Source organism: Sphingomonas sp. P4_G3 (assembly GCF_056401105.1).
On the sequence record NZ_JBFUJZ010000002.1, the window covers coordinates 121,454 to 135,997 of the forward strand.

Consider the following 14,544-nt stretch of genomic DNA (forward strand, 5'->3'; position numbering starts at 1 on the left):
CTGGCTTTGTCCCGGCGGGGGAGTGGCGTAGAAGGGCGCCATGGCGACAGCGATTCATTCCTTGCCGGGGGCGGAGACGCCCTCGCTTCCGCAGAACGTCGAGGCGGAGGCCGCCTTGCTCGGCGCGATGATGATCGACAACCGCATTGCCGAGGAAATCGACAAGCTGACGCCCGATCATTTCTTCGAGCCGCTGCACGGGCGGATTTTCGGCGCGATCAAGAAGATGGTCGATGCCCAGATGCCGGCGACGCCGGTCAGCCTGCGGCCGATGTTCGAAGCCGATCCGGCGATGAAGGAATTGGGTGGGCCGGGCTATCTGGCGCGGCTGACTGGGTCGGGTGCGGGGTTGATCGGCGCGCGGCAATTCGCCCAGCAAATCTATGACTTGGCGCTGCTGCGCACCTTGGTCGGGGTCGGTCGCGAGCTGGTCGACAAGGCGATGGACACGTCGCAAGAGGTCAATCCGCGCGCGCAGATCGAAGCAGCCGAAGAGGAATTGTTCAAGGTCGCCGGCGACGGCGGCAGCGAAGCATCGGTCAAGACCTTTGCCCAGGCCTCCACATTGGCGGTGGCGATGGCCGACCGCGCGCTCAATTCGGGCGGCGGCGTGTCGGGGGTCACCACCGGCCTAAGCTCGGTCAACGGCAAGATGGGTGGCTTCCATCGCTCCGACTTGATCATTCTGGCGGGGCGACCGGGCATGGGCAAAACGTCGCTAGCCACTAATATCGCGTTCAACGCGGCGCAGCGCTACATGCAGGACGAGCAGGACGGGATCGATCCCAAGCAACGGATCGGTGCCAAGGTAGCGTTCTTCAGCCTCGAAATGTCGGCCGATCAGCTCGCGACGCGCGTGCTGGCTGAACAGTCGCGCATCTCGAGCCAGGAACTGCGCATGGGCAAGATCAGCCAGGCGGACATGGATCGGTTGGTAGTGACCGCCGGCGAATTGCAGAACCTGCCATTCGTGATCGACGACACCGCCGGCCTGACGATCGGGCAACTTCATACGCGGATGCGACGATTGCAGCGGCGCCACGGCGAAAATGGCATCGGGATGGTGGTAGTCGACTATCTCCAGCTGCTGTCGGGCAGCGGTTCGCGCGCGAGCGACAATCGCGTGCAGGAGATTTCGGAGATCAGCCGCGGGTTGAAGACCTTGGCGAAGGATCTTAACGTGCCTGTACTGGCGCTGTCGCAGCTCAGTCGTCAGGTCGAAAGCCGCGAGGACAAGCGCCCGCAGCTCTCCGACCTTCGCGAGTCGGGGTCGATCGAGCAGGACGCCGACGTCGTGCTGTTCGTTTATCGCGAGGATTATTACGTCGCCGCGCGGGAGCCCAAGAGACCGGTCGATGGCGACGACGCCAAGGTGTTCGAGGACTATACGAAATGGGGCCAGGAAATGGAGCGCGTCCATGGACTGGCCGAACTGATCGTCGCGAAGCAGCGTCACGGATCGACCGGCAAGGTCATCCTGCGGTTCGAACCTCAATATACGTTGTTCAGCGACTACGCCGGGGACTATGCCAGCCCGGATTATGAATAGTCCGTAAGCCCAGCGAAAGCCAGCTCGTCACCCCAGCGAAAGCTGCGGTCTCGGGCAATATTGCGCTTTCGCCCCATAACCGTCATCCCAGCGAAAGCTGGGATCTCAAACGGTATCGCGATACGGCTGGAGACCCCAGCTTTCGCTGGGGTGACGATATTTAGAAAACCGGCTCGGTGATGAGCTTTAGAAAACCGGCTCTTCGCCTGGCTTTTCGGGCACGTGGATCCCGCATTCGGTCTTTTCCCAGCCGCGCCAGCGGCCCGCGCGCGGATCCTCGCCCGGCAGCACTTTCGACGTGCAGGGCTGGCAGCCGATCGACGGATAGCCGTCCGCCTCGAGCGGGTGGCGGGGCAGATCGTATTCGGCGAAATAGGCGTCGAGATCGGCCTTCACCCAATCGCCGAGCGGATTGACCTTGAGCCGGCCGTCCTCGATCTCGAACCGCGCGATGTTCTGGCGGGTTTGCGACTGGAACGCCTTGCGGCCTGAAATCCAGCTGTCGAGCCCGGCCTTGGCGCGCTTCAGCGGCTCGACCTTGCGGATCTCGCAGCAGCCGTCGGGATCGTAGGACCAGCGCAATTCCTGCGCGTCCCTGGCGGCGAGCACGACCGGGTCGGGCTTGACCGTGCGGCTGTCGGACAGCCCGAACGTCTCCATCAGGAGATCGCGATAGTCGAGGGTTTCCGGGAACATCTTGAGCGTGTCGACGAACACTACCGGCGTCGCCGGATTAGCCCGCGCGATGAGGTGGAGCAGCACCGCGCTTTCGGTGCCGAACGACGACACCACGGCCGTGTTGCCAAGGATCCCCTCGGCAAACAACACTTTCAGCATGTCGAGCGTGTCGACCCCGGCGAACCGCGCGTTGAGCGCGTCCGCATCGGCCTGGGTAAAGGCCGGGGAAGTGTCGATCACGTCGATCTTGCGCAATGCTTCACCCATGCCGGAGTTTCCACACGGGTGCCGCGCCGTCGGCGGCGGCCTGATAATGGTATTCGTAGCGATCGAGCGACGCCTTGAGAACCGCAGGATCGATCGGCGCTTCGGGTGCGAAGCTGTCGAAGCCGCAGCGACGCATGAACGGCACCTGGTCGACCAGCACGTCGCCGGCGGCGCGCAACTCGCCGACATAGCCAGCCTCGCGCAGGACTCGTGCCGACGAATAGCCGCGACCGTCGCGATAGACGGGAAAGGATACCTCGATCAGCGACAGGCGATCGAGAAAGGGAATCAGCGCGCGCGCGTCATCGCCCGATTCGAGCCGCACCGCGGTCGCGTTGGTCTGATCGGCAAGGAACGAATCGAGCGTCACCGCCGGCTCGTCATGTGCTTCGTCGTCGCGGAAGCGCAGCAGGTCGTCAGCCATAGATCGCTTCCTTGAATGGGTCGATGCCGACGCGACGGTAGGTATCGAGGAAGCGCTCCCCGTCCTCGCGCACTTGCAGATATTTGTCGGTCACGCGCTCGACCGCATCGACGATGCCGTCCTCGCTGAAGCCAGGACCGGTGATCTTACCCAGGCTTGCGTCTTCGGCGCCCGATCCGCCCAGCAAAAGCTGATAATTCTCGGTGCCTTTCTTATCGACGCCCAATATGCCGATGTGTCCGGCATGATGGTGCCCGCAGGCATTGATGCAGCCAGAGATCTTGAGCTTCAATTCGCCCAGTTCGCGCTGGCGACCGAGATCGGCGAAACGCGTCGCGATCTTCTGAGCGACCGGGATCGACCGCGCATTGGCCAGGCTGCAATAATCGAGGCCGGGGCAGGCAATGATGTCGCTGATCAAATCGAGATTGGCGTCGGCAAGCTTGGCGTCGGACAGACGCTGCCACACCGTATAGAGGTCGGCCTTGCGGACGTGCGGCAGAACGATGTTCTGCGCGTGGGTGACGCGTAGCTCGTCGAACGAATAACGCTCGGCGAGATCGGCCATGACGTCGATCTGGTCGGCCGAGGCGTCGCCGGGAATGCCGCCGACCGGCTTCAGGCTGATATTGACGATTGCATAGCCCGGCTGCTTGTGCGGCTTGACGTTCTGGTCGAGCCAGACCGCGAAATCGGGGTCGCTGCGGTCGATGGCGTCGCTGGCGCCAGCTTCGAACGCCGGCGGCGCGAAAAAAGCGGTGATGCGCTCGAGTTCGGCCGCAGGCGGATCGATGCCCAGCGCCTTGACCAATGCGAACTCCTGCTCGACCTGGCGTCGATACTCGTCCGCGCCGAGTTCGTGGATCAGGATCTTGATACGCGCCTTGTAGATATTGTCGCGCCGGCCGTAGCGATTGTAGACGCGCAGGCACGCCTCGAGATAGCTCATCAGATCGTCGGCGGCGACGAAGTCATTGATTTCGGGAGCGATCATCGGGGTGCGGCCCATGCCGCCACCGACGAAGATGCGGGCGCCGAGCGCACCGTCGCGCTTGACCAGCTCGATGCCGATATCGTGCAGCCGCATCGCCGCCCGATCTTCCGGCGCCGCGATCACAGCGATCTTGAACTTGCGCGGCAAATAGCTGAATTCGGGGTGGAAACTGCTCCACTGGCGGAGCAATTCGGCCCAGGGGCGTGGGTCGGCGATCTCGTCCGCGGCGGCCCCGGCGAACTGGTCCGACGAGATATTGCGGATACAATTGCCGCTGGTCTGGATCGCGTGCATCTCGACCGTCGCGAGGTCGGCGAGGATATCCGGCGCGTCCTCCAGCTTGATCCAATTGTACTGGATGTTCTGACGCGTGGTGAAATGGCCGTAACCGCGATCGTATTTGCGCGCGATATGCCCGAGCATTCGCATCTGACGGCCGTCGAGCGTGCCATAGGGCACCGCTACGCGCAGCATATAGGCGTGGAGCTGGAGATAGAGGCCGTTCATCAACCGCAGCGGCTTGAACTGGTCCTCGGTGATCTGCCCGGCGAGACGGCGGCGCACCTGATCGCGGAATTCGTCGACCCGCGCATCGACGATCGCCTGGTCAAATTGGTCGTATTTGTACATCAGATAACCCAGTTACCGGCGTTGGGATCGCTTGGCTTAAGCGTCAGATCGGGCCGCACGGTCGGGCCCAGGGCGCGAATGCGGTCCTTGATATGCGCGGGGCGGGGTCCTTCCGATGTTGGAGTGGCGTCGATGATATAGCCGCCGTTGACGCGGCGTGCGCCGTCCTCGGCCTGCAGGATCGCGTCGCCCTGATCGCCAACATCGGCGGCATCCTCGATATGGCGCGACCAGCCGCTGCCGGTCCACCAGATCACGTCGCCGGTCGGCAGATCGTTGCCCGTCAAGATCTTCACGCCGCTGCCTCCGCCATCTTCGCCCAGCGTGCGAGCTTGTCCTCCGCATCGGACAGCTCGACGACTTCACCGACGACAATGATCGCCGGGCTCTGCACCTTCTCGCGCTCGACCATCGGGCCAAGGTCGGCGAGCAATGTCTTGATCGCGCGATGCCCGACCAGCGTCCCGCGCTCCAGCACCGCGACCGGCATATCGGGCGCGACGCCATCGGCCATCAACTTGTCGGCGATATCCGGGCAGGTCGCGACGCCCATATAGATGACGAGCGTACGGCCTTTGCCAGCTAGCCCCGACCAATTCTGATCGGCCAGGCCCTTGCACTGGCCGGCGACGAAGCTGACCGCGGACGAATGATCGCGATGGGTGAGGGGTAGCATCGCTTCCGCCGCGCAACCGAGCGCAGCCGACACGCCGGGAATGACCTCGACCGGCAGGCCGGCGGCGCGCACCGCTTCCACCTCTTCGCCGCCGCGGCCGAAGATGAACGGATCGCCGCCCTTCAGCCGCACGACGATCGAGCCGGCCTTCACATGCGCGACGATCAGCGCGTTGATCGCGTCTTGCGACAAAGTGTGCTTGCTACGCCGCTTGGCGACCGAGATGCGGTGCGCGTCGGCCGGCGCGATGTCGAGCACCGCCGGGTCGATCAGCCCGTCATGCACGACGACGTCGGCGCTCTTGAGCGCCTCAACCGCGCGCACGGTGAGCAGGCCGGGGTCGCCGGGGCCGGCACCGACCAGGATGACGCGTCCACGCGCGTGCGGATCGAGAAGTGTCGCCATGATGCAGGGCAGATGGGCCGCGGACGCGGCACGGGCAACCGACGCTTGCTACTGGCTGGAATAGCGAAACTTTGCGGCGCGTCAGTCCTTACCGCCCGATGCGCGGCTAGCGAGCTCCTGCGCGCGACGCATCAGGCGCATGGCTTCGTCGATCAACTCGCCGGCGAACACCGGATCGGACTTGCCCACCGCAATGGTCAGGCAATTGCCGGCTTCGGTTTTGAGACGGAGCGCGCGGGCGGGAATGGACAGGTCGTTGGCAGGCTTCACATCCCGGCTAATTCACGAATCGCGGACGGGTTCCACATCTCATCGCAACTTGATTCAGTTCGTCCCGACCCGTTCGAGGATGAAGGCAAGACGTTCGGCGACGCTGACCTTCGGCAGCAGGATCACGTCGTATCCGAGCGCCGGATAGGCGATCGCAAGCCGATCATATTCGGCGACCGCCGAGGCGAAATCGTGCCGCCGCTCGGCGTCGGAGACGAACAATTCGGGCCAGGGCGGGGCAAGGAAGACCTGGCTGGAATAACGGTAGCGCGCGGCAAGATCGGCCAGCACCACTTCACCCGTCAAGTGCTCAAGCGCGACCGCGGCGTCTATGAGCCCGCGGTCGAAGAAGACGGGGCCGGGCAGGGCTCGCGCCGCTTCATGATCCTGCCTGGCCAGTGCACTGATCCGGCGCGCAAAGGCGATGCCGTCGATCCACGGCACGGCTTCGCCGCCCGACGCGAGCTCTTCGCGAACCACACGTCGGCCCGGCTCCTCGATCGTGGCGAAGCCGCGCCGGGCGAGTTCGGCGAGCACGCTTGACTTCCCACCGCCTGAGCAACCCGAAATGACGAAGAAGTCGCTCATGCGCTCACGCCAAAGTGGAGCGATGAAGAAGTCGCGGCGCGACTCACCTTCTTGTCCAGAACGGACACGATTTGTTGGTTTATCAAATAGTTTCCATTGCCAAGTTGGAGATTGTGAAACAGCCTCTGCCGTGTTCCGAATCAGGGGGCAAATAATGGCTCGATTAGCTACGGCGCTGACTGTCTGCGCCGGTTCGATAATGCTCGCCGCAATGGCGACCGGCATGGCCGGGGCATCCGAGACGGTCAATTACACTTATGATGCCAAGGGGCGACTGGTGAAGGTCGCTCATACGGGCACCGTCAACAACAACGTCGTGTCGAACTACAGCTTCGACAAGGCGGACAACCGCGTCAACGTGAACGTGACCGGCGCGCCGTAGGGCAGTCATTTTTCTCGCTTTTCCATTTCCTGCAGGGGTTTCACCATGACGAACTCGACCCATGTCGAACGTGCGCGGTTGCGCGCGCGTCGCGCGTTGCTGGCGGTGTCGACGATACTTTGTTCGGGGCTGGCGGTTCCGGCCTATGCCCAGGTCGCCGCCCCATCTCCCGTCCGTAGCGACATCGATGCCAATGGCGTCGATCTGTTCTTGGGTACGGCAAATGTCGATGGTCCGACGCTGTCGGTCGGCGATGGCCAGAAACATGGGATCACCTGGCGGAAGTTCGTTCGCGGCGCAAAGGGATGGGGTGACTCGCTCACGGCGACGCTGACTGTCAGCGGCACAACGGTCTATGTATCATTCGGAAGCGTCACCGACAGATTCACGAACTCGGGCGGTGTCTATACATCGACCGAAGGCGACGGCGCCACGCTGACGTCAAGCGGGTCCAATTACACCTATACGGCCGCTGATGGGACAGTAACGCTGTTTTCGACTGTGTATGTCGGCTTCTACCCTTACGGGAATATTCAGGGGAATGTCGTTAGCGTCACCAAGCCGGATGGGACGGTATTTTCTTATTCATACGATAATTATTCGTTTTGTTCGAAGACAAAAATCGTCGGCGATGGTGAAGTGTGTGTTCAACACACCACCGCCTATCGAATAAGCACGGTTGCTAACTCCCAATATCGGCTGACGTTTCAATACGGTAATTGGGATCCCGACGCGATCGACCCCAATGTGGCTTATAGCGAGCCACCGGGCTGGGGAGATGCCACCGGCGTGTCGGTTACCAATTTGGCGGTAACGGGAGCTTCGGTCCGCACCCAGAGTTTCACTCCTTCGAGTTCCGGATCCAACAGCTACCTCACCATAGCGGATGCGATGGGTCGCTCGACCACCTATCGCGAGAATTACAATTCGACCGCTGGTGGGCTGATCGTCGCCGGGATCAAGCGGCCTGGCAAAGCGGCCGAGGATATCACGATCGGCTATGACGGGTCGGGTCGGGTATCGAGCGTGACCAATCCGGTCGGAACGACGACTTATGGCTATGCGGACGCTGCTGGTGTTCGCACCACGACCGTGACCGATCCCGGCGGCCATGCGACCGTCTACACGTTCGACATCGCGTCCAACCGCAGGCTCAGCATGACCAATCCGCTGAGCAAGACGACGAGCTGGCAATATGACGCGAACGGCCGCGTCACACGCGCGACGGCGCCCGAGGGCAATTACACCCAATACACCTATGATGCGCGCGGCAACGTCTCCGAGACGCGTAACGTCGCGAAGAGCGGGTCGGGTCTGTCAGACATCGTCACGACCGCGAACTATGACGCGACCTGCAGCAATGCCGCCACCTGCAATCAGCCCAATTGGACCAAGGACGCCAAGGGCAACCAGACCGACTACACCTATGATCCGACCACCGGCAATCTGCTGACCGTGACATCGCCCGCAGCGACTGCCGGCGGGACGCGGCCGAAGGCGACCTACAGTTATACCGCGACCAGCGGCGTCCAGTTGCTGACGGGCACCTCGACCTGCCAGACGACCGCATCTTGCGTCGGCACGGCCGACGAGGTGAAGACGACGATCGGCTATAACAGCAATCTGTTGCCCAACACGGTGACCAAGGCTGCCGGCGACGGCAGCGTGACGGCGACCACCACGATCGGCTATGACGATGTCGGCAACGTCCAGACCGTCGACGGCCCGCTTGCCGGGACGGCGGACACGACGACCTATCGCTACGATGCCGATCGCGAACAGGTGGGCGTCGTCAGCGCCGATCCCGATGGTGCGGGCGCGCTCAAGCGCCGCGCGGTACGGACGACGTATAACGACCGCGGCATCGCGACTCTCGTCGAGGCGGGAACGGTCAACGGCACTGCCGATACGGACTGGTCGGCCTTCAGTTCACTGCAACAGGTCGCCACCACGCTCGATGCCGCTGACCGCAAGGCGCAGGTTGCAGTGACCGCTGGCGGCACGACCTATGCGCTGACTCAGTATAGTTACGACACCGACGGCCGGCTCGATTGCAGCGCCGTGCGGATGAAGCCGAGCACTTACGGCTCGCTGCCCTCAGCCTGCACGCCGACGACGGGTACTGGTGATGCCGATCGCATCACCAAGATGACCTATGACAATGCCGACCGCGTCACCAAGACGACCTCGGCCTATGGGACTGCGGACGCGTCGGACGAGGCGGCGGCAACCTATAGCGACAACGGGCAGGTCGCGACGGCGACCGACGCCAATGGCAACAAGACCAGCTATACCTATGACGGCTTCGACCGGCTGTGGAAGACGAACTATCCGTCGACCACGAAGGGGTCGGGCACGAGTTCCACGACCGATTACGAGCAGTTGACGTACGACGCCAACGGCAACGTCACCACGCGCTTGCTGCGCGGCGGAACGCCGATCAACTTTGCCTACGACAATCTCAACCGGGTGACCTACAAGGACCTGCCGCCCGGCGATCCGGATGCCGCCTATACCTATGACTTGCTGGGGCGCCTGCTGACGGTAATCAAATATACGCAGACACTGACCTTTTCCTATGACGCGCTCGGCCGCAATCTCACCCAGGGCGGACCGCTGGGGACGGTCGGTTATCAATATGACGCTGCCGGCAGGCGGACACGACTGACTTGGCCGGACGCTTATTATGTGACCTACGATTACCAGGTCACTGGTGAGATGGCGACGATAAAGGAAAACGGCACCACCACGCTTGGGACCTATGCATATGACGATCTTGGACGCAGAAAAACGCTGACCCGCGGCAATGGCGTGGTCACTACCTATTCGTTCGATCCTGTCTCGCGGCTGTCGTCGCTAGCCTCGGACCTCACGGGCACGACCAACGACCTTACGCTAGGCTTCAACTACAATCCGGCCTCGCAGATCACATCGACGACGCGATCCAACAACGCCTACGCGTGGACCGGCGCCGCCAATGTCGCGCGCAACTACACGTCGAACGGGCTCAACCAGTATAACGCCACTACCAGCACGACCTTCGGCTATGACGCGCGGGGCAACCTGACCGCCTCGGGTAGCAACATCTATACCTACAGCACGGAAAATCTGTTGCTGACAGGGCCAAATTCGGCGAGCCTGACCTACGATCCGTTGATGCGCCTCTATCAGTCGGGCAGTGCTACGGTCGCCGCGAGCAACTATCTCTATGACGGTGACCAACTGATCGCTTCGTACCTCGCCTCGTCCGGCGCCTTGACGCAACGCTATATCCTGGGCCCGGGAGCGGATGAGGAGTTGCTCGAGATTACCGCGGCGGGTGCCAAGACCTGGGCGGTGGCCGACGAACGCGGTTCGGTGATCGGCGGAACCGATGCGTCGGGCAATAGCGTCGGCATCAACGCCTATGACGAATATGGCATTCCGGGCGTCAGCAACACGCTTCGGCGTCAGTATACCGGGCAAGTCTGGCTGCCCGAGCTTGGCATGTATTACTACAAAGCGCGGATATACTCGCCGACGCTCGGACGGTTCATGCAGACCGATCCGATCGGCTATGGCGATGGGATGAATTGGTATAATTATGTGGGTGGGGATCCGGTGAATGCGTCTGATCCATCGGGGATGCTCACTGATACTGCTGTTATTCACGGCGACGCTGGTGGTGGTTGGGTAAGCTTCAACAGCTGGGACGCTTTCGTTAATGGCGTGCCGGGGGCGATCTTTACACCGGAAGCGGGTGAACAACCCGATGAGCCCGATATCATCGTTACAGGACATCAAACCAAACCAAAGCCTCAACCCAAAGCAGGTGGGCGAACGGCGAAGCCATTTTATTGCAAGCTTTTTAGAAACGGATCTGGAGTGGCTGGAATTGGTGCATCAGCATCTGGAAGTACTCCATCAATTCCGGGTACTCGGAGAGGCTTTTCTGGAAGCGTGTCGGGCGGCCTTCTTATTGATGGCAAGTGGAACATTGCCGCATACTTCACCGCCGGGGGGTACAGTTCCATCGGCACGGGGAGTGCGAACGGTGGCCTGACAGCGTTAGGTTCAAACAACGCGCGATCAGTCGCCGACATGCGCGGCCTCTTCTCGTCACAGACTGGGAATTTAGGGCCAGCTAATGTCGAAACTTTTCAAGGCACGGGTGCAGATGGGAAGCCCGTCAGTGGTATGTCTACAACGCTAGGCGGCGGAACGGGAGCATCTGGCGGCGTCGGAGCGACAGACACGTTTTTGTCGAGAAGTATTAATCTCATGTCCTTGATAGGATGCCAATAATATGTCGCTCGTAATTTCACGGATTGCCAAGTTTTTACTGCCAGTGTCTTTCATTATATTTTTTGGATGCGCTATTCTTTTCAATAGGACCTTACAGAAGGTGCCGAGATATGATTTGACGCTATGTAAAAAGCGTCATGATAATCTTTCTGTACTGGAGATAAAAGGAGAGAAAATCTGTCTTAGTCGAACGGATGCCCAGCGCATAAATATTTTATCTTACGGAGGAGATGGTGGGGCTGGGGTATTCGGTATATCTCTTCTATTTTTAATATATGCTCGTAAAAGATTGGGAATAAGAGGTTAAAAAGCCACCATTTAAGATGCTGGGAATTACGGTTCGAATTACGGTTCCAGTTTACTAAAAGCACCAAATTGGAGCCAGTTCGCCGCCGTGCGTGGCCGGCATGGGCTATCGCCGCGCCATGCCTCGTCTCCCTCGCCTCGTGCTGCCCGGCTATCCATATCACGTGACGCAGCGCGGCAATCGCCGGCAGCAGGTGTTCCTCGGGGATGCCGACTACGTGCTTTACCGCGACTTCCTGGCTGAGGCTGCGCGACGCGGGGGCGCTCAAATATGGGCTTATTGCCTGATGCCCAATCACGTCCATGTCATCGTGGTACCATCAGACGAGGACGGCCTGCGTCGTACGTTCGCCGATGCGCATCGCCGCTATACCGGCTTCATCAATGCGCGCCAACGCTGGACCGGGCATTTGTGGCAAGGTCGGTTCGGGGCGGTGGTGATGGATGAGGAGCATCTTGGCCACGCGATGCGCTATGTCGCGCTCAACCCGGTGCGGGCACGATTGGTCGATCGCGCGGAAGATTGGCCGTGGTCGAGCGTCCGCGCACATTTCGCGGGCGTGGACGACGCATTGGTCACCGTCCGACCGGCGCTGGACCGATATGACGATTTCGCCGCCTTTCTGGGTACGCCCGCAGACTATACAGAGGCTTGGCAAGCGCTGCGAAAGTCGGAGACAAGCGGCCGGCCGATCGGCGCGTGCGATTGGATCGAGGAGATCGAGAAACGAACCGGTCGGACACTCGCGCCGCAGAAGCGCGGCCCGAAGCCAAAAGCTTCGTGCATTTAATAAAGTGGAACCGTAATTCCCGTAATGCCCGTTCGTTTGGGCAACCGATCGATCGCGAGAGAGAAGCGCGCGCCGATCGAAACTTCCGGGCTTAGATGCGCGCTACCCAGTCGACGTTGATATACGCCTTGCGCTCATACCAAACTCGGAATTCCAGATGATGGCCCACACGCGTAGAATCTACCGTGAAGGGTAGCTCGAAGACTTGATAGGCCATGGGCGCTGCGAACGAGGTCCATGTTAGTGCGCGGCTAGCGAGGACCTGGTCCGCATCCGCATCGTTAACGTCCAGCACCACCACAGCATCGGGACTGGGATTGGAATTGTTGTCGATCATTATCCGCCAGACGGCGGTGTGACCTCCCGCCGGGACGCCGTTCGTGTAGGGGCCATAGACCATCGCGGTGACGGGTTGGCTAGTATTCGCAGCCCAGCCGGAATATTCGGCATAGCCGGTCGCGTGAGGGAGGGCTTCCGCTTCCCATTTTTCCTGAGAAGAATTGGTGTCGGTCTGGCGCTGTACGGTAACGTTGGCACGATTGTCGGCAGGGTCGAACGAATAGGTCGACTTTACTCCATCGCCGGTTTGGACAGTCGTTAGCCGGCCTAGCGCATCATATTGATATGTGGTCGCAGACGATTGGCCGTAGGCTGGCGGCGCAGCGATGCTCGCGGCAAGGCTCAGCGCCAGGAAACCAGCTACCGCGCTGACTGGAGACGCCTTCATCTGTGCCATGAATCCCCCCGACCGTTGACTCCGCAATAGCAGCAACAGGCCAGGAAAAATCGATCAATGCAAGTGACTTATCGGTCAGTATTGGTGCTAATTTATTGTAGGTAGGCATCCTCGGGAGTACAGGCCGAAACCAACCGGCCGGCTTACCCCTCGCGCAACCCCACCGCGATCGAAGCCCGCGCCTGATCCGCCTCGTTCGACACCACCGGATAGGCGCAATAATCCGCCGCGTAATAAGCGCTGGGCCGGTGGTTGCCGCTCCAGCCGACACCGCCGAATGGCGCCGCCGAACTCGCGCCGTTGGTCGGGCGGTTCCAGTTGACGATGCCCGCGCGGGCATTCGCCCAGAAGCGGTTGTAGAGGTCCGGGGTCTGGCTGATCAGGCTGGCCGACAGGCCGTAACGGGTGTTGTTGGCTTCAGCGATCGCCTCGTCGAAGTCCGTGGCGCGGATCACCTGGAGGATCGGGCCGAACAATTCGATGTCGGGGCGGTCGGCCATGTCGGTCGCGTCGAGAATGCCGGGGGTCAGGAACGGCTTGTCGTCGAACGGCCGCTCCATGTGGCGCAAGGGGCGCCCGCCGCGCATCATCAGTTCGAGGAAGCTTTCGGTCAGCAAATCGGCGACCTCATTGTCGATCACCGGGCCCATGAAGGGCTGCGGATCGGCGTGCGGATCGCCGACGATCAACCGGCTGGTGAGCTTGAGCAGCTCGGCCATCAGCGGTTCGTACAAAGCCTCGTCGACGATCAACCGGCGCGCGGCGGTGCAGCGTTGCCCGGCGGTGGTAAAGGCCGACTGGATGATCACGATCGCCGCGGCGTGGAGATCGGGCGTGTCCCACACGATGATCGGGTTGTTGCCGCCCATTTCGAGCGCCAGGATCTTTTCGGGGCGATCGGCGAATTGGCGGTTGAGCGCGATGCCGGTGCGCGCCGACCCGGTGAACAACAGCCCGTCGATGCCGTCATGCCCGGCTAGCGCCTTGCCCTCTGCCGGCCCGCCGATCAGCAACCGCGCGCAGCCTTGGGGCACGCCTGCCTCATGCAGGCAGTCGACCATGAACGCGCCGGTCGCGGGGGTCTTTTCTGACGGCTTGAACACCACCGCGTTGCCCGCGATCAGTGCCGGGACGATGTGGCCGTTGGGCAGATGCGCGGGGAAATTATACGGGCCCAGCACCGCGAGCACGCCGTGCGGTTTGTGGCGCAGTGCCATACGGCTGCCCATCGGGGAATCGAGCTGGCGCTGGCCGGTGCGCTCGGCAAAGGCGCCGGCCGAAATGTCGACCTTGGCGATAACCGAATCGACCTCGGTCTTGGCTTCCCATAACGGCTTGCCGGTCTCGCGCGCGATCAGGTCGGTGAAGGCATCGGTGCGGGCGCGGACAACATTGGCATAGCGGCGCAGCGTCTCGATACGAAAGGTGACCGGCTTGGCCGCCCATTCGGCCCAGCTCTCTCGCGCGGCCGCGACTTCGCTGTCGGCATCGCCGATCGCGTGGCGCCACAGCAAGGCGCCGGTCGCCGGTTCGTAGGAAAGAAGTTCATCCGACATCGATCACG

General features: G+C 61.7%; 13 protein-coding genes. 4 read left to right on the top strand and 9 right to left on the bottom strand.

Going from position 1 to position 14,544, the window contains the following annotated elements; all coding sequences use genetic code 11:
• Window positions 1-40 precede the first annotated feature (40 nt).
• A complete protein-coding gene (locus AC1DQQ_RS06130) occupies window positions 41-1,549 on the top strand; it encodes a replicative DNA helicase (RefSeq protein ID WP_478029410.1) in 1,509 nt (502 codons plus the stop codon).
• A 186-nt stretch (window positions 1,550-1,735) separates the two neighbouring features.
• On the opposite strand, the gene AC1DQQ_RS06135 is transcribed toward AC1DQQ_RS06130, so the two are convergent.
• From AC1DQQ_RS06135 to AC1DQQ_RS06165, 7 genes are all read right to left on the bottom strand, one after another.
• The gene (locus tag AC1DQQ_RS06135) at window positions 1,736-2,494 is read right to left on the bottom strand and encodes a phosphoadenylyl-sulfate reductase (RefSeq protein ID WP_478029409.1); all 759 of its coding nucleotides are present in this window, start codon (window positions 2,492-2,494) and stop codon (window positions 1,736-1,738) included.
• Entirely contained in the window at window positions 2,487-2,918 is a 432-nt protein-coding gene (locus AC1DQQ_RS06140) for a DUF934 domain-containing protein (RefSeq protein WP_478041856.1), read from the bottom strand. Before AC1DQQ_RS06140 ends, AC1DQQ_RS06135 begins: the two co-directional genes overlap by 8 nt.
• The gene (locus AC1DQQ_RS06145) at window positions 2,911-4,542 is read right to left on the bottom strand and encodes a nitrite/sulfite reductase (protein WP_478044586.1); all 1,632 of its coding nucleotides are present in this window, start codon (window positions 4,540-4,542) and stop codon (window positions 2,911-2,913) included. The genes AC1DQQ_RS06140 and AC1DQQ_RS06145 overlap by 8 nt, the downstream gene beginning before the upstream one ends.
• Complete coding sequence (locus AC1DQQ_RS06150) at window positions 4,542-4,838, bottom strand: DUF2849 domain-containing protein (protein WP_478029403.1); 297 nt, start codon at window positions 4,836-4,838, stop codon at window positions 4,542-4,544. Before AC1DQQ_RS06150 ends, AC1DQQ_RS06145 begins: the two co-directional genes overlap by 1 nt.
• A complete protein-coding gene (gene cobA, locus AC1DQQ_RS06155; RefSeq protein ID WP_478041854.1) occupies window positions 4,835-5,623 on the bottom strand; it encodes a uroporphyrinogen-III C-methyltransferase in 789 nt (262 codons plus the stop codon). Before cobA ends, AC1DQQ_RS06150 begins: the two co-directional genes overlap by 4 nt.
• A gap of 81 nt (window positions 5,624-5,704) precedes the next feature.
• A complete protein-coding gene (locus tag AC1DQQ_RS06160) occupies window positions 5,705-5,893 on the bottom strand; it encodes a hypothetical protein (RefSeq protein WP_478041853.1) in 189 nt (62 codons plus the stop codon).
• Window positions 5,894-5,947: 54 nt separating this feature from the next.
• On the bottom strand, window positions 5,948-6,481 hold the full coding sequence (locus AC1DQQ_RS06165) for an AAA family ATPase (protein ID WP_478044588.1): 534 nt from the start codon (window positions 6,479-6,481) through the stop codon (window positions 5,948-5,950).
• A gap of 154 nt (window positions 6,482-6,635) precedes the next feature.
• Between AC1DQQ_RS06165 and AC1DQQ_RS06170 the strand changes: the two genes are divergently transcribed.
• The 3 genes from AC1DQQ_RS06170 to AC1DQQ_RS06180 all read left to right on the top strand — a co-directional run bounded on the left by AC1DQQ_RS06170 (window position 6,636) and on the right by AC1DQQ_RS06180 (window position 12,244).
• Window positions 6,636-6,863, top strand: a complete 228-nt coding sequence (locus tag AC1DQQ_RS06170) for a hypothetical protein (protein WP_478044589.1) — start codon at window positions 6,636-6,638, stop codon at window positions 6,861-6,863.
• Window positions 6,864-6,908: 45 nt separating this feature from the next.
• A complete protein-coding gene (locus AC1DQQ_RS06175; protein ID WP_478044590.1) occupies window positions 6,909-11,147 on the top strand; it encodes an RHS repeat domain-containing protein in 4,239 nt (1,412 codons plus the stop codon).
• Window positions 11,148-11,572: 425 nt separating this feature from the next.
• Window positions 11,573-12,244: an REP-associated tyrosine transposase gene (locus AC1DQQ_RS06180; protein WP_478044592.1), complete on the top strand. Its 672-nt coding sequence runs from the start codon at window positions 11,573-11,575 to the stop codon at window positions 12,242-12,244.
• A gap of 91 nt (window positions 12,245-12,335) precedes the next feature.
• On the opposite strand, the gene AC1DQQ_RS06185 is transcribed toward AC1DQQ_RS06180, so the two are convergent.
• A complete protein-coding gene (locus tag AC1DQQ_RS06185; protein ID WP_478044593.1) occupies window positions 12,336-12,980 on the bottom strand; it encodes an RHS repeat domain-containing protein in 645 nt (214 codons plus the stop codon).
• A gap of 143 nt (window positions 12,981-13,123) precedes the next feature.
• Window positions 13,124-14,536 (bottom strand): succinylglutamate-semialdehyde dehydrogenase, encoded by a 1,413-nt coding sequence (gene astD, locus AC1DQQ_RS06190; RefSeq protein ID WP_478044594.1) that lies wholly within the window; start codon window positions 14,534-14,536, stop codon window positions 13,124-13,126.
• Between the last annotated feature and the right edge of the window lie 8 nt (window positions 14,537-14,544).